This is a genomic window from Trichlorobacter sp. (assembly GCF_030247655.1).
Taxonomy (GTDB): Bacteria; Desulfobacterota; Desulfuromonadia; order Geobacterales; family Pseudopelobacteraceae; genus Trichlorobacter.
This window is the reverse complement of sequence record NZ_JAOTRZ010000020.1, coordinates 1-21,205: the sequence shown is the minus strand read 5'-3', so window position 1 is coordinate 21,205 and position 21,205 is coordinate 1. Positions and strand designations below refer to the sequence as shown.

Genomic DNA, 21,205 nt, shown 5'->3' with positions numbered 1-21,205 from the left:
TATGTGTATCTGCTGGTCGCGGTCAGGGAGTGTCTGTTATGGCAAGCAGATATTGGCCCCATAGTTGGAATCTGTTGACCAAGATTGTAGCTGTCAATCTGGTGGTTCTGTTTGTCTCGTTTCTCGCCCTGATGTTCTATGTACTCCCCCTCTATGAAGACAAGCTGCTGCAACAGCGTAAATTGTATATTGCCGAACTGGTTGATATGGCTAGTGGTGTGGTTGAAAATGGTCATCAGCAGGAGTTGAAAGGCGATTTAACCAAGTCAGAGGCCCAGCAATCTGTACTGGCTACACTTAAGGTAATGTCAAGGGATAACGGCTATTTCTGGATACATGACATGCAGTTGAAGATGGTCATGCACCCCTATGAAACCAGCCTCGACAACCAGAATCTTGCAAACTACGCCGATCCAAACGGTAAGAAGCTGTTTGTGGAGATGAATCGGCTGGTGGCAAGATCTGGTGCAGGGTATCTGGAGTATTTATGGCCAAAGCCCGGTCAGGACAGGCCAGTTGCAAAGGTATCCAATGTAAAACTGTTTGCCCCCTGGGGCTGGGTAATCGGCAGCGGGATGTATCTGGATGATATCTCGAGCGAGGTTGCCTCGCTCAGGCAGAAGGTCTATCTGATTGTCGGTCTTGTGCTGATGCTGATCACCGTATTTTCACTGGTTGTTGCGATCAGGATCAAGAAGCCACTGCAACAGGCATTGGCATTACTTCAGGATATACCGGAACAGTATCGGCCTGTACAAAGCACTGTCGTGCTTGATGAATCAAGCCGGTTGCTACGGGCCATGATAAATCTGGTAACAGGCTTAAAAGATGCAAAAGAGCAGGCTGAAGCAACCAGTGCTGCCAAGGGTAGATTTCTTGCCCAGATGAGCCATGAGATCAGGACTCCGATGAATGCGATTAATGGTTTGACTGAGCTGGCCCTTGAGCAGGCGCCTTCTCCGCAACAGCGGGAGCTGTTGGAAGGTATCAGCCACGCAGCAAACCATCTGCTGAGCCTGGTGAATCAGGTGCTTGACTTCTCAAAGTTGGAGGCCGGATCCGTTGAGTTGGAGCAGATTTCATTTGATCTGCCGCAAACAGTGACAGCAACCCTACTGCCTTTTGCGGTGAGGGTACGTTCAAAAGGGGTGGCCTTCCAAACCCTGCTTGCCGAAGATCTTCCAAAGCAGGTTGTTGGTGATCCCACCAGGTTGCGTCAGGTCTTGGTTAATCTGGTGGGAAATGCCATTAAATTTACCAATCAGGGGTGTATTAAGGTTTCCTTTGAAAAAGGTGAACAGGTTGGTCGTTGTTGTGAACTGCGTATGATAGTTAAGGATACCGGTATTGGCATCCCTCAGGAGAAGCTTGATCATATTTTTGCACCATATAATCAGGCTGCAGCCTCAACTACACGGGAATATGGTGGTACCGGTCTGGGGCTTGCGATCGTCAAGCAACTGCTTGAGGTGATGCATGGTAGCATTACGGTTGAAAGTCAGCCTGAGATAGGAACCACCTTTTATGTTTCAATACCTGTAGAGATCTCTGATCATCAAGAACAGTCAGATTGTGCAGATATCCAGGATGTTGCCCCGCAGCGGGTGTTGCTTGCTGAGGATAATGAAATTAACCGGATGATGCTTGCCAGGCTGCTGGAAAAGAGTGGTCATCAGGTCGCCACTGTATCAGATGGCAATGCTGCTGTTGAACAATGGAAAACCGGCAGCTACACCCTGATTCTGATGGATATTCAGATGCCGGAAATGGATGGTCTTGAGGCAACCCGGATTATCCGTTCACTGGAGGCAGAGCAGGGGGGGCATATCCCGATTATTGCCATGACCGGCCAGGATAGCCAGGAAGATAGGGAAAACTGCTATCGAGCCGGTATGGATCTACATTTGAAAAAACCGGTGCAACTGTGTGAGCTGGCTGCGGTTGTGGCACGTGTGGTAAAATAGAAAACCTTGGGTAGCGGCTGGTTACAGCTTGCCGGTATGTCCAAACCCGCCTTCACCCCGCAGGCTTTCCTGACTGAACTCTTCCACTACCCGCAAGCTGGCTTGCACCACTGGCATAAACAGCATCTGGCAGATCCGTTCGCCGGGTTGGATGCTGTACGGTTCCCTGCCCTGGTTGCGGATGCCGATCTTGATCTCCCCCTGATAATCGCTGTCAATCACGCCAATGGTGTTGGCTAATACAATGCCATGCTTGATTCCCAAGCCGGAACGGGGTGCCAGAATAGCCACCAGATTGGGGTCATGGATGCTGATGGCAATGCCGCTGGGGATGGTGACGGTTTCACCGGGCGATACCGTTACTGGTTGATCCAGACAGGCCCGTAGATCTAAAGCTGCAGAACCATCGGTGGCATACTGGGGCAGGGGGATGCTGCTGCCGATCAACGGGTTGACAATTTTGGTTTCAATCTCGCGGTGTTTCATGTAAAAAATCCCTTCTGAAATGATTCTAAATCTTTTAACGCAGAGACGCAGAGACGCAAAGTAAAAACATAAAATCAGAAACATGAAGTTTCACGCGACGACGTGATGTTTAAAAACAAGATCTGTTTTGTGTCTGAGGTAAAATTCGATTTTCTCTGCGCCTCGGTGCTTTAACTCTGAAACTCTGCGTTAAAATCTATTGGAGGTTCTGACATTATGCGTGACCCCCGTGTGGCCGAGATGGCCAAGGTACTGGTTGATTATTCCACCCGGATTAAAAAAGGTGATCGGGTACTGATAGCTGCTGCTGGATTTGAGGCGGCACCGCTGGTGAAAGAGCTGTATGCGCTTTGCCTGCAGCGAGGCGCTGAGTATGTTGAATATTCCTTTTCCGTGCCTGAGATTGATCGACAGCTCTATAATCTGGCCTCCAAAAAGCAGTTGGAGGTATTTCCCCAGCATAAACTTGATTTTTACAAGACTCTGACCGCCTATATTGGTATCTCTGCCGGTGAAAATTCAATGGTCAATGCCACTAGTAACCAGAAGGCGATGGTGGCCTATTCAAAGCTGACCCGCCCACTGGTAGATCAGCGGGTCAAACATACCAAGTGGGTGGTCACCCGCTATCCGACCCAGGGCTCAGCCCAGGAGGCACGGATGAGCCTGGATGAATATGAAGACTACCTGTTTGGTGCCTGCAATATTGACTGGTCAGTTGAATCAAAAAAGATGGAAAAGTTGAAAAAACTGATGGACAAGACCGACAAGGTGCGTCTGAAAGGGCCGGATACAGACCTTACCTTCAGTATCAAGGGGATACAGGGAATCAAGTGTGATGGCCGCTATAACATCCCGGATGGCGAGGTTTTTACCGCACCGGTGCGGGATTCAGTGCAGGGCCACATCACCTACAACTGCCCCACCATCTATCAGGGCAAGGAGTTCAACAACATCCGGCTTGAGTTTAAAGATGGCAAGATTATCAAGGCCACGGCAGGGGAGATGACCAAGGCCCTGAACGAGATTCTGGACACTGATGAAGGTGCCCGCTATGTTGGTGAATTTGCCGTAGGGGTCAACCCTAATATCCGGGTTCCGATGCGCAATATCCTGTTTGATGAGAAGATCTCCGGTTCAATCCACTTTACGCCTGGCCAGGCCTATGATGAGGCTGACAATGGTAATCGCTCTGCGGTACACTGGGACATGGTGCGTCTGATGAATGATGGTGAAATCTGGTTTGATGATCGCCTGATTCAAAAACAGGGGCTGTTTGTGTTGTCTGAACTGGAAGCGCTGAACCCGGAGAAATAGTCATGTTGCTGGAGATTGATCCTGAACGTCCGCAGCCGCGGCAGATAGCCCAGGTTGTGGATTGTCTGAAAAATGGCGGCATTGTTGCGTACCCAACGGATACAACCTATGGGCTTGGCTGCTCCATCTTTAACAAAAAAGGGCTTGAGCGGATTTATCAGGTGAAACAGCGGGATAAGCGTAAACCGTTTTCATTTATCTGCTCTGACCTGGCCGAGGTCTCGCGGTATGCCCGTCTGACCAACCCTGCCTTCAAGATCATGAAGCGCTATCTGCCCGGCCCGTACACCTTTGTACTTGAGGCCAGCCGCGAGGTGCCGGATCTGCTGATAACCAAGCAGAAGACGGTGGGGATCAGGATGCCGGATAATGCGATCTGTCTGTCGATTGTGCAGGGCCTGGGGGTGCCGATTGTCACCACCAGTGCAAACCTGTCCGGAGAGGATCCGGTGGGGGATCCGCTGGAGATCAATCGACTGTTTGGCCGTGCCCTTGATCTGGTGGTTGATGGAGGTCTATTGGCCACTGATGTCAGTTCTGTAATCAGTTTAGTGGGGAATCAGCCTGAACTACTGCGGGAAGGGGCTGGTGATCTTTCCTGGTTGGCCGGATAGGCAGGTAAGCGGGGGCCACGCATGACAAACAATCAGATGAGTGATAGTGAGCAGGTGGTAGAACTTCTGGCCCGCAGAAATGCTGAGCTGGCTTCCCTGCTTGAGATCGGTAAAACACTGATTTCATCACTTGAGCTGAGGGAAGTTCTTCAGGCGATCATGTCCCAGGTTGAACGGCTGCTGCAGCCAAAGACCTGGTCATTATTGCTGGTGGATGAAGAAACCAATGAGCTCTGTTTTGAGATAGCAGTTTCGCCGGTGGCCCAGGAGTTAAAGGGAATCCGCCTCAAGATGGGAGAAGGAATTGCCGGCTGGGTAGCCCAGTCCGGGCAGCCGCTCCTGATTGCCGATGTCAGCCAGGACCCCCGCCTTGCCAGCCATGTTGCAGAAGAGGTAGAATATCCGGTTAGTTCCATCCTCTGCGCCCCGCTTAAAATCAGGGACAGGGTGCTGGGGGTGATTGAGTTGATCAACACGGTTGGTGAACGTACCTTTGATGGTGATGACCTTCCGTTGTTGGGCGCTGTGGCTGACTTTGCCGCCATTGCCATAGACAATGCCCGCAACTATAGGCGCGTCAGTGAACTGGTGGTTACGGATGATCTGACCGGTTTGCATAATGCCCGTCATTTTCATGAACTGTTGGAATATGAGCTTGAGCGCAGCCACCGGTACAAAAGTCAGGTGTCACTACTGTTTTTTGATCTTGATCACTTTAAAGGGGTCAATGATCGCTTTGGCCATCTGGTGGGTAGCCGGATGATTGCTGAGGTGGGGCATCTGGTAAAACGCCACATCCGTTCATCTGACCGGGCTGCCCGCTATGGTGGAGATGAGTATGTGATTGTGCTGCCCAACACCGGCAAGCAGGGGGCCCTGGCAGTTGCCACCAACCTGCTGGAGCGTTTTCGCGTCCACCTGTTTCTAACGGATAGTAATGAGCGTGTCATGATTACGGCAAGCTTTGGCGCTGCCACCTTTCCTGATGATGCCGATGATCGTACCAGTCTGATCCGCGCTGCTGATTCAGCCATGTATGTGGCTAAGGAGGCAGGTCGTGACAGGGTTGAATGTTTTTCTGGTAATGAAACAAAAATAATGTCTTAACTGATAGTTTTGAAAGGAATGCTATGTATCGCCTAACCATCAAGACCGGCTTTGCCGCTGCCCATAACCTGATCAATTACCAGGGTGATTGTGAAAATCTGCATGGCCATAACTGGAAGGTGGAGGTGACCGTAACGGCTACTGAACTGGATCAGGCTGGCCTGGCTATTGATTTCAAGGTGCTGAAACGTGAAACCAATGCTCTACTGGATGAGCTGGATCATAAATACGTTAATCAACATCATTTTTTTCAGGATATCTCACCTTCCTCCGAGAACATCTCCCGCTATCTCTACCATCAGCTTTCAACCCGTTTGAACAACGGCAATGTCAAAGTAGACCGGATCGGGGTCTGGGAATCTGACAACGCCTGTGCCGAATATTATGAATAGTTCGGTTCCGCTTATAGAGATATTTTCATCCCTGCAAGGGGAGGGAGAGCTGGCTGGCTATCGCCAGATTTTTGTCCGTTTTCCCGGCTGCAACCTTGACTGCGCTTTTTGTGATACCAAAATTGAAGCCCCTGCGGTCTGCAGCGTGGAAACCGCACCGGGTAGCGGACAGTTTCAGGAGCTTGCCCAGCCTGTCAGCCTTGAAATCCTGATCGGGATTATTTCCCGCTGGTGTAAACAGTTACCTGGTGCTCACCATTCCATCAGCATCACCGGTGGTGAACCGATGCTGCATGCTGATTTGCTGGCCCGCTGGCTGCCTGAGTTGAACATTCTGCTGCCGATTCACCTGGAAACCAATGGCACTCTGCCGGAAGCATTGCCACAGTTGATTGAGCATCTTGATTTCATCAGTATGGATATTAAACTGCCAACTTCGGCTGCAACCCCGGAGATGTGGCAGGAACACAAGCAGTTTCTTGAGATAGCACGGGAACGTGAGGTTTCAGTCAAGGTGATTGTGGGGGAGCTGACCACTGAGCAGGAGCTGCTGCAGGCCTGTAAACTGGTTGCAGAGGTTGATGATGAAATTCCGTTTATTATCCAGCCGGTTACCGGTCGGGACGGTCGGGTTGCCGTAATCCCGGAGCGGCTGATGTATTTTCAGGCTGTTGCGGCAAAAAAACTGTATGAGGTGCGGGTGCTACCCCAGATGCATCGTTTTCTTGAGGTGGCCTGATGCTGCTGGAAGAGATGACTATGCCCCAGGTGGAGGCAGCCCTGGCTACCGGCTGTAAAACGGTCTATATCCCCTTTGGAGCGCTGGAAGAGCATGGTCCCCACCTGCCGCTGTCCACTGATACCATTCAGGCCTATCAGGTGGGCAAGCGGGCAGCTGAACTGATTCCGCTCTTTGTTGCACCCCCAATCCCTTATGGTAACTGCCGTTCCACCAATTGTCATCCCGGCACGGTTTCCATCTCCACAACTACCTTGCGCTGTCTGCTCAAAGATCTGGTGCGTTCCTTTTACCGACAAGGCATGCGGAACGTGGTCGTTTTGACCGGCCATGCCGGTGGTGCCCATCGTCTGGCGCTACAGGATGCCGGCGAAGAGCTGCTGGATGAGCTGTCTGAGCTGCGGATAGCGGTAGTCACGGAATATGAACTGGCCAAAGATGAAGGCAGAGGGATCATTGAAACCTCAGGTGATGCCCATGCCGGCGAGATAGAAACCTCCCGCATCATGCACAGTCACCCCCAGTTGCTACAGGGCACAGCCCCTGAAGAGTATCCAACCTTTCCCATCGGTATTCTGGTGCGGGACAAGCGCCGCTACTGGCCCGGCGGGGTCTGGGGTGATCCATCCAAGGCAACTGCGGACAAAGGATTAAGGATAGAACAGCTGGTGGCCTGTAAGGTGGTAGAACTGGTTAAGGCGCTGGAAGAGGGTCGGTATGTCTGAACAGTCGTTCCTGCGTGAAAACAACCTCCCTAATGGCCTGCAGGTAACTGTGGCGGATGTATCCCGTCATTACTATGGTGGCTACTGGCAGGTCTGCCTGGAGGTTAGTTGTCTGGTTCCGCTTGAAATGGGGCTGTTTTCTGATCAGGTAACTGAAGCAGATGCCCGCCGTCTTCTGGGGGGAGAGGTACTTTTTGTACGTCATCTGGAAAAAATGGCGGTACATGCTGATGAGCAGGAAACAGTGCGTCAGGATCTGCTGGAACGGTTTGATCGCCACCTGTTGCCGTTTCTTGGCAGTCAACAGTTTCCTTCACGCTTTATTCATACTGAATTTCAAAGACGTTGCAAAAAGAGTAATCGTGGGATCCCTTGTCTGTTATGAGTACCAAAGAACTGGTCATTGAGCGGCTGGCCCTGGGGGGCAACGGTGTGGGCAGGATTGATGGCAAGGTCTGCTTTGTGCCGTTTTCCGCACCAGGAGATCGGTTGAAGGTACGGGTGACACGGGAACATCGCTCCTACTGCGAGGCTGAGCTGGTTGATTTGCTGGAGGCATCACCGCAACGGGTTGAACCCCGCTGTCCTGTCTTTGGGCAGTGCGGTGGTTGTGATTGGCAACATATCAGCTACCAGGCGCAAGCTGATGCCAAGCAACAGATCCTGAGCGAAACCCTGCAACGGGTGGCCCGTCTTGTAACCCCGAACGTCGCAAAGACTGCAGCAGCTGAACAGCCCTACGGCTATCGTGCCCGGGCACAGTTCAAGCTGCATGTGTCACCGGTGGGTCTGGCGGTTGGCTTTTACCGGCGTGGGTCACATTTTGTGATTGATCTGCCTCAAGGTTGTCCAATCTGCACGTCACCCATTAATGCTGCCATGCTGAAACTGCGTCAGGTTATTCAGTTGCTGCCGGATCTCGACCGTCTGCCACAGATCAGTCTTGAAGAGGGGCTGGCAGGGGTGGTGGCTGTTATACAATATACCGGTGGCGACCTGCAGCGTTTGAAGCAACTGTTTTTGCAGCATCAGGAACAGTTGGGGCTCTGCGGGCTTTTTTTACAGATTGATAAAAAAGAAGCGCTTCAGCCGGTCTTTGGTTCTGGTCATCTGACCTATCAGGTGTGCCGAGCTGTGATTTGTCGGCGCATACCATGCTGATTGGCTATGAAATTGGCGGGTTTTCTCAGGTCAATCGTCTGCAAAACCAGAGTATGGTCGAGCTGGTCTGTAACTATGCCCAACCTGCTGCAAATCAGCGTATGCTGGATCTGTACTGTGGTAACGGTAACCTCTCGCTGCCGTTGTCCGGTGCGGTGCAGGAACTGCTGGGGATTGAAGGGTTTGCCCCTTCGATTGCATCGGCAGTTGACAATGCCCGACAACTTCGTGTAAACAATAGCACTTTCAGATGTAACGACGCTTCAAAAGAGCTGCGTCACCTGATTGCTCAACATGCCCTGTTTGATCTGGTGTTGCTGGACCCGCCAAGGGCTGGAGCAGCTGGTATTGCCCGTGAACTTGGCCAGCTTGGGGCACAGCGAATCGTCTATGTCTCCTGTGATCCTGCAACCCTGGCCCGTGACCTGGCCCACCTGTGCGGTGTTGCTGGTTACCGGCTGATTGAAGCAACACCACTGGATATGTTTCCTCAGACCGCCCATCTGGAAACAGTGGCCTTATTGACCTGAACCTAGAATAAGCTGTTTTTTTATAGCGAATCTGCACAACAAGGAGCGTACCATGAACAAGTCTGAACTGATCGAAACCTTTGCACTCCAACGCGAGATCTCTCACAAGCGGGCTGAAGAGGTGGTCAACATGATCTTTAACTCCATGAGCGAGGCGATGACCGCTGGTGAGCGGATTGAGATCCGCGGTCTGGGGAGCTTTGTGGTTAAGGAGTACGGCGCCTATACCGGTCGTAACCCAAAAACCGGTGAACCTATTGAAGTAAAACCAAAGAAACTACCGTTCTTTAAGGTTGGTAAAGAGCTGAAGGAGCGTATCCTGGACGGCGAGTAAGCATGTCTCGTCGTATTGCAGCCATTGATTTCGGAACTAACACCGCCCGGCTTCTGATTGCCGATCTGTTTGATGATGGTCAGTTTGAACAGGTGGCCCTGCAGCGGACCATTGTTCGTCTGGGAGGCGGCTTCAGCCGCGAAACCGGACTGGCTGAGGATGCCATGCAGCGCGCCCGGACCTGTCTGCACCAGTTTGCTGAAACAATTCGCAAGCATGGGGCAGACACGGTGCGGGCCGTGGCAACCAGTGCGGTTCGGGATGCGGTTAATGGTCCGGCGTTTGTAGAACAGATGACCCAGGAAACCGGTATCCGGCTAGGTGTAATTGATGGCCTGACAGAAGGCCATGTAACACTGGCCGGTGTACTGGCTGGTCTTGACCAACAGCCGGAACAGGTGCTGCTGTTTGATGTAGGGGGGGGGAGTACCGAGTATACTATTGCTCGGGGCACTTGCCCTCTTTTTGTTCATAGTCTGCCTCTGGGGGTTGTGCGACTGACTGAAGGTAAACCTGATCCTGCAGCCATGGCTGATAAAATTGGACGTGAACTGGACAGTCTACAGCAGCAGATGGCACAGGCGCAGATTACATTTTCTCCCAATATCCAGCTGGTGGGTACTGCCGGTACTGCCACCACATTGGCAGCAATTTCTCTTGAAATGACAGAATATGATTACCGCAAGGTAAACAACAGTATTCTGGAACAGCAGGAAATACAGCGCATCTATGACCTGCTGGCGCCCTTATCCCCTGAACAACGTCTTTCAATTGCCGGTCTGGAAAAAGGTCGTGAAGATCTGATTATTGCCGGTAGCCTGATTACCCTTTTAACCCTCAAGCGTTTTGGCTTTACCTCCATGAAAGTCAGTGATTACGGTCTGCTTGAAGGTCTGGTCGTATCAGACCAGGTTTAGCCAGACAAAAACAGACATGACAAACGCCAAACAGGTGGTATACTTTATTCCGCGTTGCAACCAGATTGATTTTTGGGGGTTTTGTGGATATTCATAGCCATCTGATGGGTAGACAACCGATTTTGAACGGCCTTGAAGAGGTTGTCGGCTATGAGTTGCTGTTCCGCTCACCAAAATCCATTGCCTCGGCTACCATTGATTGTCCGGTTCAGGCAAGCTCCCGCGTTATGGTGGATATTATCTCCAGTTTTGGTGTCAGCGAGGTATTGGGAGAGCATCATGGCTACGTCAATGTCGATGCCGAGATGTTGTTGAGTGATGCCATAGAATTGTTGCCTGCAGGTATGATTGGTCTTGAGCTGCTTGAAGATATTGCCATTACTCCAGCTATTATTGAGCGCTGCAAAAATCTTAAAGATAAAGGCTATCAGCTGGTTCTTGATGATCATCGGTATGGCGAGCAGTATGAGGCGTTATATGACGGATTAGTTGATATCATCAAAGTAGATATGCTTACTACTCCCCTAGAGGATCAATACCGGGAAGTTGAGCTTTTTAAACAGTATCCGGTTAGGATGTTGGCAGAGAAGGTTGATAGCCGTCATGTCTATCTGCGTTGCCGAAAGATGGGATTTGAGCTGTTTCAGGGCTACTTTTTTGCCCGCCCCTCGTTGGTCAAGAAGACCCGTTTAACCAATTCTACCAGCACTTTTTTTCAGTTGATGCAGCAGCTTTCCCGTGATGCTGACATCAATGAAATCGAGCATACCTTTAAGCAGGATCCGGCCCTGACCTACAAACTGCTTCTTTTGGTCAACTCTGTTTCGTTTGCCACCCGTGAAAAGATCCGTACCGTGCGTCATGCCATCACTCAAGTCGGGTTGCAACACCTGAAACGATGGGTGCAACTGGCCATCTTTGCCGATGATGGTGGTCTGGGGATACACAATCCGCTTCTGGATATGGCAGCGGTGCGGGCTGCTTTTATGGAAGAAATGGCCCGGCTTGAATTGAGCAAGACGCGCCTGCTGCGCTATGCCCAACCTGATGAGTGTTTTATGCTGGGAACGTTATCGGTGCTGAAGGATGTCTTTGAGATCGGTGCAGATGATATGCGTAAAAGTCTGAATTTGTCAGATGACCTTGTTGGTGCCATGATAGCCCACGAGGGCGATCTGGGCACCATGCTTTGTCTGGCTGAAATGATTGAGCAGCTTGAGTTTGAAGAGGCAGAGCAATGCCTGGGGCGGTTGGGGGTTGCTCCTGATCTGGTTCTTGCATGTCAGAAAAAGGCCTACAGCTGGCGCAACAGTCTGACCTGATCTGCTGTTACTGCTTTGGTACTGCCCCTTTATTTTCCCTTACGGTCCTAGCCCGCTGCAAATAGCCCTGCTGCAGGCTCTTATCACCCTTTAATCCAGCCAGTTCTGACAGTGCTTCAAGATCTGCTGCAATTTTTGCGGATGCTGCCTGTTGCTTGTCAAGGCTCAGTGCCTCTTGCAGCAATTCTTCTGCCTCATCAAGCTGCCCTGCCTGCATTCTTATGGTTCCCAGCATCCGCAGCGAGTTTGCCCGCTCCAACTCCATACCATCATGCTTGTTGGCTGCCAAGGCCTGTTCAGCCAGAAGGGTTGCTTCGCTGTTCTCCTTTTTTAACAAGGCGATCCGCGCCAGCAGATTCAGGCGACGGCCCAGAAGGCTACTCTGTTCTGATGTTCGGGCTATCTCGGCCCAGCGACCAGCTTCTGCAAGACGATTGCCCGCTAACTCCTGCAATGCCTTTTCCTGGGCAGCATCGGCATACTGTATGGTTCCGGTTGCACTGACAAGGGCCTGTTCCACCAGTTGCGAAGCCAACTGCAGGTTACCGCTATGACGGGCAAGCCTGCTCTGGTTTAACAAGGTCAAGCTGACACCATTACGATCATCCTGTGCCAAGGAACGTTGTAGCGCCTCCTGCAGCAGTTTCCGGGCATCAGTATCATAACCTTTTGCAGCACTGTCCAGAGCTCGTTCATTGAGATCAGTAATCCTGCGTTCATGTTCTCTCAGTTGGGTTGCCTTGTTGCCGGCACAACCGTTTAACAGGTTACAGACAGCTACAAACAAGACGAATTTTAAAAGTGTGCTAGTCATGGCTGTCACCTGCCGTGAAAGACCGGGCTGGAACAGGGGCTGAACTGCCTCCCAGCAGCCAGGAGCTGTTCAGGCTGTTCACCAATCTATCCGTACTGAACAAGAGCTCTTCTGTACGGGATAAAACACCGGGGATCAGAGGGAATGCCTGTTGCGACAGTTTTTTTGTTTCTGCTGAAATGGCGGTTACATTGACCATGGCAGCGTCGGTCTTCTCCAACAGTGCTGGCAATTTATCAAGTGTTGTATTCAGCTTGGCTACATCCAGGCTGTCAATCTTGCGGGTGGTGGTATCCAGCAGTGTCGTCGTCCGGTTACTGATCGCCTCAAGATTGCGGGTGGTGCTTACCAGCAGGGTGTCAGCATTACTGCGGGTGGTTTCAATATGACGGGTCAACAGCTCCAGATTACGGATGGTCTTTTTCAGATCACCTTTGGGGTCATTGACATAGCCGATAATATCCCGCACTTCATTCAATACCGGTTTTACTTTTTCAGCTATTTCATCTGCCAGCTCATCCAGACCCTTGGTCTTTAGATAGGTGATTGACTCGTCAGGCTTAAGTTCGGGCTTATCCAGAGAGCCTACTGATACTTCTACGATGCTGTCACCTACCAGCCCCTCCTTGACCAGTTTGACGGTTGAATCGCTGCGAATCCATTTACTGTATTTCTTTGCTATTTCAAGATTAATTTCGACCATGGCCTGTTCATTCAAGGCCATGTCAGTAATCCGTCCGATTCTAAAACCGGAGAGCTTGACCGGCATCCCTTTGGTAAAACCGGTGCCACGGTCCACCGTTACATTAAGGGTGTATTTGGGACTGAAAAGGTCTTTTTGTATCCCCACTAACAGAATCACCAGAGCTACACCAGCAAGAGCAAGTAAGGTAAATAACCCTATCTTTCGTTCAAGGTTTTTAAATCTGGGGTCTTGTTGCGTGATCATGTCAGCCTCGTAATATGTGGCGGATTATAGCGCAGGTCACAGGTGATATCCGGCTCCAGCAACGGTAGCTGGATATCGCCAGTAATGATGAACAGTGCTGCCGGGGCATCGGGCTGTCTTTGCAGTTCAATGGCCTGACTCAGTAAAATTTCCCGATGCTGTCTGGGCAGGTCGTCAAGGCACTCAGCATACACTATCAGACGTGGTGAAGAAATAGCAGCCCGGACAAAAGCGGCCATTATTCGCTCTGCATAACTGAGATGGGCGGGTAATGCCCAGATATTACCTTTATAGCCGAGCTTTTCAAGGAGCTGCAAAGCTTTTTCTACAGCTTCTTCTGGTACTGAGCCATGGTGGTACAACAGAGGCAGAGTGATGTTTTCCCAAACCTTCAGATTGGAGATCAGCCCTGCCTGTGCGGTGACGGTTGCTACGGTCTTTCTGATCCTTAACAGGTGTTCGCTATCAAGCAGGTCTAAGGGGTAATCGTCGAGAAGTACCGATCCAGACTCAGGCATGCATTCACCGATAACAACTTTAAGCAGTTGTTTGGTTTCCTGCTCACCATGTGTCTTGAACAGGGCTATTTCACCCTGCTTAAGGCTTAGGTTGAGGTGATTGACAACCCCTGGAACAGTTAGATCTCTCAGTTCAATATAAACAGACATAACAAGAATCAGGCTCCTTGTGAAACGTGTTGAGAGGTCTTGATGATACAATGGCTGTATTGACTACATACCACAAACTTACTCTCTTCACAAAGCGTGAAGATTCGCCCATTTGAGGATATGAAACAAGAGTAAACGAATTGACAATACAGTGTTTCAGCGTGTATAAATTACCCCTTTAATTCTATTTAACGGTTGCAAAGCGAGATGACTCCCTATGAAAGAAATTCTGTCCGGCAACGAGGCCTTTGCACGGGGTGCCTATGAGGCTGGTTGCCTGGTGGCCAGCGCCTATCCCGGTACCCCTTCCACTGAAATCCTTGAAAATGTCATTAATTACAAAGAAATCAACGCCTCCTGGGCACCGAATGAAAAGGTGGCCCTTGAGGTGGCGATCGGCGCCAGCTTTGGCGGTGCCCGTGCCCTGGCCTGTATGAAGCATGTCGGTGTCAATGTGGCTGCCGACCCGCTGTTTACCGCCTCCTACACCGGTGTCAAGGGTGGTCTGGTGCTGGTTGCTGCCGACGATCCGGAGATGCACTCATCCCAGGATGAACAGGACAGTCGCAACTACGCCCGTTTTGCCAAGGTGCCGATGCTGGAGCCTGCTGATTCTCAGGAGTGTCTGGCCTTTACCCGTCTGGCCTTTGAGCTGTCTGAGCAGTTTGATACACCGGTGATGCTGCGCAGCTGCACCCGCATCTCCCACGGTAAATCATTGGTGGAGTTGGGTGAGCGGGTGAGTGGCCTGCCTGCGCCCAAGCTGGTAAAAGATGCACCCAAGCTGGTAATGCTGCCCGGCAATGCTAGAGTTCGCCATCCAATGGTTGAAGAACGCACGGTCAAGTTGTCAGAGTATGGAGACTCTGCTGCGATTAACCGGATGGAGCTTCATTCCAGCGAGATCGGCGTAATCTGTGCCGGGGTAACGTACCAGTATGTGCGCGAGGCACTGCCCGACGCCAGCGTGTTGAAGCTGGGCATGGTCTGGCCGTTGCCAGCCAAGCTGATTCAGGAATTTGCCTCCAAGGTTGCTCAGCTGTTTGTGGTTGAGGAACTTGATCCGTTTATTGAGGATCAGGTCAAGGCCATGGGAATTGCCTGCCAGGGCAAGGAGCTGACTACGCTATGTGGTGAACTGTCTCCTGGCCGGATTCAAGCTGCCTTTGACAAGGCCGGTATTATCAAGGTTGCTGCATCAGAAGCCATTGCTATTGAACCTGTACCGCCACGTCCGCCCAACATGTGTCCCGGCTGTCCCCACCGTGGTGTTTTCTATCAGCTGAACCGTGCCAACGCCTATGTGACCGGTGATATCGGCTGCTATACCCTGGGCTTTATGCCCCCTCTGAATGCCATGGATACCTGTGTCTGCATGGGAGCCTCCATCAGCATGGCCTCCGGTATGGTGCGGGCGTTGCCTCCTGAAGAGCAGAAGCGGGTTGTGGCGGTGATTGGTGATTCCACCTTCCTGCACACCGGCATCAACAGCTTGATGGAGATGGCCTGGAACAAGGCTCCAGCCACCGTAATCATTCTGGATAACCGGATTACTGCCATGACCGGTCGTCAGGAAAACCCGGCCTCTGGTTTCACCCTTTCAGGTGATGAGACTTCAATGGTCAATATCCCGGAACTCTGCCGGGTGCTGGGAATCAAGCATGTCCGTGTGGTTGATCCCTATGATCTGGATGCCACCAGACTGGCCATTGAAGAAGAGATGAATCGCCCAGAACCATCAGTTATCATTACCAATCGTCCCTGTTGCCTGATCAAGGGGGCTGATCGTTTTGAAAAAGGCAAGGTTCTTGAGGTGGATCAGGGCAAGTGTACCGGCTGTAAGGCCTGTTTGCGGATCGGTTGTCCTGCCATTGAGTGGAAACCAAATCCTGATGGTAATAAAGGCAAGGCCTTTATTGACCCGCAGCTCTGCACCGGTTGTACGGTCTGTCAGCAGCTCTGTAAATTCAACGCCATCGGGGGGAGAAAGTAATGGATACCGCAATCACGAACATCCTTCTGGTTGGAGTAGGCGGGCAGGGGATTCTGCTGGCCTCTGAGATTCTGTCCGAGGCGTTCATGCTGGCAGGTTTTGATGTCAAGAAGAGCGAGATTCATGGCATGTCCCAGCGGGGCGGCAGCGTGGTCTCCCATGTCCGTTTTGGCAAAGAGGTCTTTTCACCGGTGGTGCCGGAAGGGCAGGGGGATATTCTGTTCGGCTTTGAGCTGTTGGAGACCTATCGTTATCTTTCGCTGCTCAAGCCGGGCGCTACGGTGGTGGCTAATGATTACAAGATCGCCCCACCTTCAGTACTGCTGGGGCAGGCTGTCTACCCTCAAGCATTACCTGAAAAAATAAAAGCCACGTTCCCTGATTTTCTGCTGGTTGATGGTCAAGGGCTGGCTCTGCGAGCTGGTGATGTACGGGCAGCCAATACGGTGATGCTGGGTGCGGTTTCCAAGCGCTTGCAGATTGCTGATGCGGTCTGGCAGCAGGCGTTAGAGAAGATGGTGCCCAAGAAGGCGCTGGAGATCAACCTGAAGGCCTTTGCCATGGGCCGGGAATTGTAATTTAAAGCTTATAACGCAGAGTTTAAAAGAGAGATGCAAAGACGCAGAGATATACAATAGTTTTACCCCTTTTGATTTCCCTTGTTTTCTCTGCGTTAATGAATTTTAGTTTTTGTTTTGGAGTTTTTCTATGGCCAACTATTTTAACGAAGAGTTTGAAACGCTACCCCGCGCAGCTCTGGAGGCGTTACAGCTGAAACGTCTTCAGTCAACGGTTGCACGAGTATATGCTAACGTACCGTTTTATAAGCAGTCCTTTGATGCTGTCGGTATCAAGCCTGAAGATATCAAGAGTCTGGCTGACCTGCAGCGTCTGCCTTTTACCACGAAGCAGAATATGCGTGACTCCTATCCCTATGGCCTGTTTGCAGCCTCCATGGATGAGATTGTCAGGATTCATGCCTCGTCCGGCACCACCGGCAAACCGACGGTGGTGGGCTACACCCAGAAGGATATTGAGATCTGGTCTGAACTGATGGCCCGTTCTTTTATGGCAGCCGGTGCCCATAAGGGTGATATCATCCACAATGCTTATGGATATGGCCTGTTTACCGGTGGTCTGGGAGCCCATTACGGCGCTGAAAAGCTCGGAGCGTCGGTTATTCCGATCTCCGGCGGCAATACCAAACGCCAGATCATGATCATGCAGGATTTTGGTTCTACCGTGTTGACCTGTACCCCGTCTTATTCACTGTATCTGGCTGAAGAGGCTGCTGCAGAAGGGGTGGATATCAAGTCTTCAAAGTTGCGGGTCGGTATCTTTGGCGCAGAGCCCTGGTCTGAGGCAATGCGGGGTGAAATTGAGGCCAATCTTGGTCTGGATGCGATTGATATCTACGGTTTATCAGAGATCATGGGGCCAGGTGTAGCGATTGAGTGCATCGAGGAAAAGCATGGCCTGCATATCTGGGAAGATCATTTCCTCCCGGAGATCATCAACCCTGAGACCGGCCAGCTGGTTGCTGAAGGGGAAAAGGGTGAGCTGGTTATCACCACCATCACCAAGCAGGGGATTCCGCTGATTCGTTACCGTACCCGCGATATCACCAGCATCAGTTACGCCCCCTGCGCCTGCGGCCGTAGTCATGGCCGGATCGCCCGGATGAGCGGTCGTTCTGACGACATGCTGATCATCCGTGGCGTGAATGTCTTCCCGTCCCAGATTGAGTCAATTCTGGTTCGTGTGGAAGGTGTTGAACCGCACTATCTGCTGATTGTTGATCGCAAGGATAATCTGGATACCCTTGAGGTGCAGGTAGAGGTCAACGAAGGGATCTTCTCCGACGAGATCAAGGTATTGCAGACCCTTTCCCGTCAGATTGAGAAAGAGATCAAGGATATGCTGGGGGTTACCTGTACGGTCAAGCTGGTGGAGCCCAAAACCATTCAGCGCAGTGAAGGCAAGGCGCAGCGGGTTAAGGACAACAGAAAACTCTAGGAGGTTTGCCATGAAAGTTGAACAGATCTCAATCTTTATAGAAAACAAATCAGGCCGTCTGGCTGAGATCACCCGTATCCTGGGCGAGGCAGGCATCAACATCCGCGCACTGTCTCTGGCTGATACCTCTGACTTCGGGATTCTACGCCTGATTGTGAATGAGGTTGAAAAGGCCAAGGCAGTGCTGAAAGATAAAGGTTTTACGGTCTCCAAAACCGAAGTGGTGGCGGTTGAGGTGCCGGATCAGCCCGGTGGCCTGTCCATCATTCTGCAGGCCCTTGATCGGGACAACACCAATGTGGAATACATGTACGCCTTTGTGGAACGTTGTGGCGGTAATGCGGTGATCATCTTTCGCTTTGATGAGACCGACAAGGCGATTGCAACACTGACAGCCAACAACTTTAATATCCTTGCAGGTGAGCGACTCTATTCAATGTAGTTTAACAGGGGGAGAGCATGAAAAAACTGGTGATGGTCTGTAGTATGGCAGCACTGCTGCTCTGCAGCGCAACAATGTCGTTGGCAGCCGGTACGATCAAGATCGGCGGTCTGTTCAGCGTGACCGGTCCGGCATCATTCCTGGGTGAGCCGGAAAAGAAAACTCTGGAGATGCTGGTGGCGGATCTGAATGCCAAGGGTGGCATCAACGGCCAGAAACTGGAGGCAGTGATCTATGATACTGCCGGTGACGCCACCAAGGCGGTGCAACTGGCCACCAAGCTGATCAAGAATGACAAGGTGGTTGCCATCATCGGCCCCAGCACCACCGGTGAATCCATGGCAGTGCTGGCTCTGACCGAGAAAGAGAAGATTCCGCTGATCTCCTGCGCTGCCGGCATCAAGATTACCGAGCCTGCCAAGGATCGCAAGTTTACTTTTAAAACTCCAGCCAATGACCATGTGGCAGTGGAAAAGATTCTGCAGTATGCTGCCAGGGTAAAACAAAAGAATCTGGCTATTCTCACGGTTACTGACGGGTTTGGTGCATCAGGTCGTGAACAGCTGAAGGTCTCTGCTGCGCAAAAAGGTTTTACTATTGTTGCTGATGAAACCTATGGCCCCAAAGACACTGATATGACCCCGCAGCTGACCAAGATTCGTTCCAGTAAGGCTGATGCAATCATCTGCTGGGGAACCAACCCCGGCCCTGCCATTATCACCAAAAATATCAAACAGCTGGGGATCAAAATACCGGTCTATATGAGTCATGGTGTTGCCTCCAAGAAGTACATTGAACTGGCCAGTCCGGCAGCAGCTGAAGGGATCATGCTGCCTGCAGGAAAGCTTGCTGTGTATGATGCGCTGCCTAAAAATGATCCGCAACAAAAGCTGCTGAGAGAGTATGATGCTGCCTACAAAAAGGCCCATGGTGTTGAAGCGTCTACTTTTGGCGGCTATGCCTACGACGCGTTCCTGTTGGTAACCAATGCGATCAAGACCAAGGGAGCAACTCCTGCCCAGATTCGTGACGGTCTGGAGCAGACAAAAAAACTGGTCAGCGTTTCCGGTGTCTTTACCATGTCTGCCACGGATCACAATGGCCTGGACCTGTCAGCATTTGAGATGGTGAAGATTCATAAAGGCGATTGGGCCATACTGAAATAAAGGAGATACTTGCATGGCTTTTCGATTAACAACTCTGACAACTGCAGCACTGCTGCTTCTTACTGCGTCACTTTCGTTTGCTGCCGGTACCATCAAGATTGGCGGTCTCTTTTCAGTGACCGGTCCTCCTGCTTTTTTGGGAGAACCTGAGCGTAACACCGCTAAAATGGTGGTGGATAGCATTAACAAGGCAGGCGGCATCAAAGGACAAAAACTGGAACTGGTGGTGTATGATACTGCCGGTGACGCCACCAAGGCGGTTCAGATGGCAACCAAGCTGATCAAGGATGACAAGGTTGTTGCCATTGTCGGCCCCAGTACCACGGGTGAGAGTATGGCTGTGATTCCGGTGGCTGAAAGAGAAAAGGTACCGTTGATCTCCTGTGCCGCCGGTAGCAAGATTACGGACCCGGTTAAACGCTATGTCTTCAAGACTGCCCAGAATGACGGATTGGCAGTGGCAAAGATTTATGAATACCTGCAAAAGCATAAGCAAAACAAGGTTGCTATTCTGACGGTCTCTGATGGTTTTGGCGCTTCTGGTCGGGAGCAGTTAAAATCTCTGGCTGGTAAGTATGGCATGCAGGTTGTGGTGGATGACACCTATGGTCCTAAAGACACGGACATGACCTCGCAGTTGACCAAGATCCGCGGTTCACAGGCTCAGGTGCTGATTGTCTGGGGTACCAACCCTGGTCCGGCAGTGATTGCCAAAAACGCCAAACAACTTGGACTCAAACTGCCGCTCTACATGAGCCATGGTGTCTCCTCCAAGAAGTTCATTGCTCTGGCTGGTGATGCAGCAGAGGGTGTCAAGCTACCATCCGGCAAGGTGATTGTTTCTGATGTACTGCCCAAGAATGATCCTCAAAAAGGTTCGCTGATGGCCTATGTCAAGGACTATCAGAATCATTACAAGGTTGAAGGTGACCACTTTGGCGGCCATGCCTGGGATGGTGTGATGCTGATCAAGGCTGCCATTGAAAAGGGCGGGGCAACCACTGAAGGAATTCGTTCTGCCTTGGAAAATATCAAGGATTTTCATGGTATTGGTGGTACCTTTAACTTTTCAGCAGGGGATCATGCTGGCCTGAATAAAGATGCCTTTATTATGGTTGAAATCAAGAACAAAGATTGGGTGATTGCAAAATAGAACCAGTCTTTTTCTGTCGGTATGAGTTATAGACACACTACCGTAAAGACAGGCACTTCAGTATGCCTGTCTTTACGTCTGTAAAGGGTTGGTAAACAGCATCCATGGAATTAGGTAATCAATTACTGCAATATCTGTTGTCAGGGCTTTCCACCGGGGCTATCTATGCCCTGATCGGGATAGGTTTTTCCATTATCTACAATGCCACCGGCATTATCAACTTTGCACAGGGCGAGTTTGTCATGCTGGGTGGGATGCTGACCCTTTTTCTGATGGAAACATTAAAACTTCCGCTTTGGGCAGCGATTCCGCTGGCTGTTCTTCTGGCCACCATGGTTGGCCTGCTCTTTGAACGGTTGGCTATCCGCCCGTTGCGCAAGGCATCCCCTATTAGCT

General features: G+C 51.2%; 24 protein-coding genes. 20 read left to right on the top strand and 4 right to left on the bottom strand.

Features of this window, described 5'->3' with window-relative positions; all coding sequences use genetic code 11:
- Window positions 1-38: 38 nt before the first annotated feature.
- The gene (locus OEL57_RS03290) at window positions 39-1,964 is read left to right on the top strand and encodes a cache domain-containing protein (RefSeq protein WP_300737035.1); all 1,926 of its coding nucleotides are present in this window, start codon (window positions 39-41) and stop codon (window positions 1,962-1,964) included.
- Window positions 1,965-1,985: 21 nt separating this feature from the next.
- On the opposite strand, the gene dut is transcribed toward OEL57_RS03290, so the two are convergent.
- Entirely contained in the window at window positions 1,986-2,450 is a 465-nt protein-coding gene (gene dut, locus OEL57_RS03285; RefSeq protein ID WP_300737032.1) for a dUTP diphosphatase, read from the bottom strand.
- A 216-nt stretch (window positions 2,451-2,666) separates the two neighbouring features.
- On the opposite strand from dut, the gene OEL57_RS03280 reads away from it, so the two are divergent.
- From OEL57_RS03280 to OEL57_RS03225, 12 genes are all read left to right on the top strand, one after another.
- Window positions 2,667-3,767 (top strand): aminopeptidase, encoded by a 1,101-nt coding sequence (locus OEL57_RS03280; RefSeq protein WP_300737029.1) that lies wholly within the window; start codon window positions 2,667-2,669, stop codon window positions 3,765-3,767.
- A gap of 2 nt (window positions 3,768-3,769) precedes the next feature.
- The gene (locus OEL57_RS03275) at window positions 3,770-4,381 is read left to right on the top strand and encodes an L-threonylcarbamoyladenylate synthase (RefSeq protein WP_300737027.1); all 612 of its coding nucleotides are present in this window, start codon (window positions 3,770-3,772) and stop codon (window positions 4,379-4,381) included.
- A 21-nt stretch (window positions 4,382-4,402) separates the two neighbouring features.
- A complete protein-coding gene (locus tag OEL57_RS03270) occupies window positions 4,403-5,488 on the top strand; it encodes a GGDEF domain-containing protein (protein WP_300737024.1) in 1,086 nt (361 codons plus the stop codon).
- Between the two features lie 23 nt (window positions 5,489-5,511).
- Window positions 5,512-5,880 carry a 6-carboxytetrahydropterin synthase QueD gene (gene queD, locus OEL57_RS03265; RefSeq protein WP_300737022.1) on the top strand — a complete coding sequence of 123 codons (369 nt, stop codon included), beginning with the start codon at window positions 5,512-5,514 and terminating at the stop codon, window positions 5,878-5,880.
- Window positions 5,873-6,619, top strand: coding sequence for a 7-carboxy-7-deazaguanine synthase QueE (locus tag OEL57_RS03260; protein WP_300737020.1), 747 nt, complete (start codon window positions 5,873-5,875; stop codon window positions 6,617-6,619). Before queD ends, OEL57_RS03260 begins: the two co-directional genes overlap by 8 nt.
- Window positions 6,619-7,344, top strand: a complete 726-nt coding sequence (locus OEL57_RS03255; RefSeq protein WP_300737018.1) for a creatininase family protein — start codon at window positions 6,619-6,621, stop codon at window positions 7,342-7,344. The genes OEL57_RS03260 and OEL57_RS03255 overlap by 1 nt, the downstream gene beginning before the upstream one ends.
- The gene (locus OEL57_RS03250) at window positions 7,337-7,729 is read left to right on the top strand and encodes a hypothetical protein (protein WP_300737017.1); all 393 of its coding nucleotides are present in this window, start codon (window positions 7,337-7,339) and stop codon (window positions 7,727-7,729) included. Before OEL57_RS03255 ends, OEL57_RS03250 begins: the two co-directional genes overlap by 8 nt.
- A complete protein-coding gene (locus tag OEL57_RS03245) occupies window positions 7,726-8,505 on the top strand; it encodes a class I SAM-dependent RNA methyltransferase (protein ID WP_300737016.1) in 780 nt (259 codons plus the stop codon). Before OEL57_RS03250 ends, OEL57_RS03245 begins: the two co-directional genes overlap by 4 nt.
- Window positions 8,499-9,035 carry a class I SAM-dependent RNA methyltransferase gene (locus OEL57_RS03240; RefSeq protein ID WP_300737015.1) on the top strand — a complete coding sequence of 179 codons (537 nt, stop codon included), beginning with the start codon at window positions 8,499-8,501 and terminating at the stop codon, window positions 9,033-9,035. Before OEL57_RS03245 ends, OEL57_RS03240 begins: the two co-directional genes overlap by 7 nt.
- Before the next feature lie 52 nt (window positions 9,036-9,087).
- Window positions 9,088-9,369 (top strand): HU family DNA-binding protein, encoded by a 282-nt coding sequence (locus OEL57_RS03235; protein WP_012469905.1) that lies wholly within the window; start codon window positions 9,088-9,090, stop codon window positions 9,367-9,369.
- A 2-nt stretch (window positions 9,370-9,371) separates the two neighbouring features.
- Window positions 9,372-10,286, top strand: coding sequence for an exopolyphosphatase (locus tag OEL57_RS03230; RefSeq protein WP_300736995.1), 915 nt, complete (start codon window positions 9,372-9,374; stop codon window positions 10,284-10,286).
- Between the two features lie 83 nt (window positions 10,287-10,369).
- Complete coding sequence (locus OEL57_RS03225) at window positions 10,370-11,608, top strand: EAL and HDOD domain-containing protein (RefSeq protein WP_300736992.1); 1,239 nt, start codon at window positions 10,370-10,372, stop codon at window positions 11,606-11,608.
- Between the two features lie 7 nt (window positions 11,609-11,615).
- Here OEL57_RS03225 and OEL57_RS03220 read toward each other — a convergent pair whose 3' ends face one another.
- The 3 genes from OEL57_RS03220 to OEL57_RS03210 are packed head-to-tail and all read right to left on the bottom strand — an operon-like array spanning window position 11,616 to window position 14,039.
- Complete coding sequence (locus OEL57_RS03220) at window positions 11,616-12,422, bottom strand: tetratricopeptide repeat protein (protein WP_300736990.1); 807 nt, start codon at window positions 12,420-12,422, stop codon at window positions 11,616-11,618.
- The gene (locus OEL57_RS03215) at window positions 12,415-13,371 is read right to left on the bottom strand and encodes an MlaD family protein (protein WP_300736987.1); all 957 of its coding nucleotides are present in this window, start codon (window positions 13,369-13,371) and stop codon (window positions 12,415-12,417) included. The genes OEL57_RS03220 and OEL57_RS03215 overlap by 8 nt, the downstream gene beginning before the upstream one ends.
- Window positions 13,368-14,039 carry an ATP-binding cassette domain-containing protein gene (locus OEL57_RS03210; protein ID WP_300736985.1) on the bottom strand — a complete coding sequence of 224 codons (672 nt, stop codon included), beginning with the start codon at window positions 14,037-14,039 and terminating at the stop codon, window positions 13,368-13,370. Before OEL57_RS03210 ends, OEL57_RS03215 begins: the two co-directional genes overlap by 4 nt.
- A 217-nt stretch (window positions 14,040-14,256) precedes the next feature.
- Here OEL57_RS03210 and iorA point away from each other — a divergent pair, with 217 nt between their 5' ends.
- The 7 genes from iorA to OEL57_RS03175 all read left to right on the top strand — a co-directional run.
- Complete coding sequence (iorA, locus tag OEL57_RS03205) at window positions 14,257-16,032, top strand: indolepyruvate ferredoxin oxidoreductase subunit alpha (RefSeq protein ID WP_300736981.1); 1,776 nt, start codon at window positions 14,257-14,259, stop codon at window positions 16,030-16,032.
- On the top strand, window positions 16,032-16,610 hold the full coding sequence (locus tag OEL57_RS03200) for an indolepyruvate oxidoreductase subunit beta (protein WP_300736978.1): 579 nt from the start codon (window positions 16,032-16,034) through the stop codon (window positions 16,608-16,610). Before iorA ends, OEL57_RS03200 begins: the two co-directional genes overlap by 1 nt.
- 130 nt (window positions 16,611-16,740) lie before the next feature.
- Window positions 16,741-18,048, top strand: a complete 1,308-nt coding sequence (locus OEL57_RS03195) for a phenylacetate--CoA ligase family protein (RefSeq protein ID WP_300736975.1) — start codon at window positions 16,741-16,743, stop codon at window positions 18,046-18,048.
- 10 nt (window positions 18,049-18,058) lie between these two features.
- Window positions 18,059-18,490 carry an ACT domain-containing protein gene (locus OEL57_RS03190; protein ID WP_300736972.1) on the top strand — a complete coding sequence of 144 codons (432 nt, stop codon included), beginning with the start codon at window positions 18,059-18,061 and terminating at the stop codon, window positions 18,488-18,490.
- Window positions 18,491-18,507: 17 nt separating this feature from the next.
- A complete protein-coding gene (locus OEL57_RS03185) occupies window positions 18,508-19,656 on the top strand; it encodes an ABC transporter substrate-binding protein (protein ID WP_300736970.1) in 1,149 nt (382 codons plus the stop codon).
- Between the two features lie 13 nt (window positions 19,657-19,669).
- Entirely contained in the window at window positions 19,670-20,809 is a 1,140-nt protein-coding gene (locus OEL57_RS03180; protein WP_300736967.1) for an ABC transporter substrate-binding protein, read from the top strand.
- A 104-nt stretch (window positions 20,810-20,913) separates the two neighbouring features.
- A partial coding sequence (locus tag OEL57_RS03175) for a branched-chain amino acid ABC transporter permease (protein WP_300736964.1) occupies window positions 20,914-21,205 on the top strand: 292 nt, incomplete at its 3' end.

Bases quoted from the DNA above. Each gene is read 5' to 3' on its own strand.
- OEL57_RS03190 (WP_300736972.1), top strand. From the start codon at position 18,059: ATGAAAGTTGAACAGATCTCAATCTTTATAGAAAACAAATCAGGCCGT.
- OEL57_RS03195 (WP_300736975.1), top strand. From the start codon at position 16,741: ATGGCCAACTATTTTAACGAAGAGTTTGAAACGCTACCCCGCGCAGCT.
- dut (WP_300737032.1), bottom strand. From the start codon at position 2,450: ATGAAACACCGCGAGATTGAAACCAAAATTGTCAACCCGTTGATCGGC.
- OEL57_RS03240 (WP_300737015.1), top strand. From the start codon at position 8,499: ATGCTGATTGGCTATGAAATTGGCGGGTTTTCTCAGGTCAATCGTCTG.
- OEL57_RS03255 (WP_300737018.1), top strand. From the start codon at position 6,619: ATGCTGCTGGAAGAGATGACTATGCCCCAGGTGGAGGCAGCCCTGGCT.
- queD (WP_300737022.1), top strand. From the start codon at position 5,512: ATGTATCGCCTAACCATCAAGACCGGCTTTGCCGCTGCCCATAACCTG.
- OEL57_RS03200 (WP_300736978.1), top strand. From the start codon at position 16,032: ATGGATACCGCAATCACGAACATCCTTCTGGTTGGAGTAGGCGGGCAG.
- OEL57_RS03290 (WP_300737035.1), top strand. From the start codon at position 39: ATGGCAAGCAGATATTGGCCCCATAGTTGGAATCTGTTGACCAAGATT.
- OEL57_RS03260 (WP_300737020.1), top strand. From the start codon at position 5,873: ATGAATAGTTCGGTTCCGCTTATAGAGATATTTTCATCCCTGCAAGGG.
- OEL57_RS03230 (WP_300736995.1), top strand. From the start codon at position 9,372: ATGTCTCGTCGTATTGCAGCCATTGATTTCGGAACTAACACCGCCCGG.
- iorA (WP_300736981.1), top strand. From the start codon at position 14,257: ATGAAAGAAATTCTGTCCGGCAACGAGGCCTTTGCACGGGGTGCCTAT.
- OEL57_RS03270 (WP_300737024.1), top strand. From the start codon at position 4,403: ATGACAAACAATCAGATGAGTGATAGTGAGCAGGTGGTAGAACTTCTG.
- OEL57_RS03185 (WP_300736970.1), top strand. From the start codon at position 18,508: ATGAAAAAACTGGTGATGGTCTGTAGTATGGCAGCACTGCTGCTCTGC.
- OEL57_RS03220 (WP_300736990.1), bottom strand. From the start codon at position 12,422: ATGACTAGCACACTTTTAAAATTCGTCTTGTTTGTAGCTGTCTGTAAC.
- OEL57_RS03280 (WP_300737029.1), top strand. From the start codon at position 2,667: ATGCGTGACCCCCGTGTGGCCGAGATGGCCAAGGTACTGGTTGATTAT.
- OEL57_RS03245 (WP_300737016.1), top strand. From the start codon at position 7,726: ATGAGTACCAAAGAACTGGTCATTGAGCGGCTGGCCCTGGGGGGCAAC.
- OEL57_RS03210 (WP_300736985.1), bottom strand. From the start codon at position 14,039: ATGTCTGTTTATATTGAACTGAGAGATCTAACTGTTCCAGGGGTTGTC.
- OEL57_RS03275 (WP_300737027.1), top strand. From the start codon at position 3,770: ATGTTGCTGGAGATTGATCCTGAACGTCCGCAGCCGCGGCAGATAGCC.
- OEL57_RS03250 (WP_300737017.1), top strand. From the start codon at position 7,337: ATGTCTGAACAGTCGTTCCTGCGTGAAAACAACCTCCCTAATGGCCTG.
- OEL57_RS03215 (WP_300736987.1), bottom strand. From the start codon at position 13,371: ATGATCACGCAACAAGACCCCAGATTTAAAAACCTTGAACGAAAGATA.
- OEL57_RS03235 (WP_012469905.1), top strand. From the start codon at position 9,088: ATGAACAAGTCTGAACTGATCGAAACCTTTGCACTCCAACGCGAGATC.
- OEL57_RS03180 (WP_300736967.1), top strand. From the start codon at position 19,670: ATGGCTTTTCGATTAACAACTCTGACAACTGCAGCACTGCTGCTTCTT.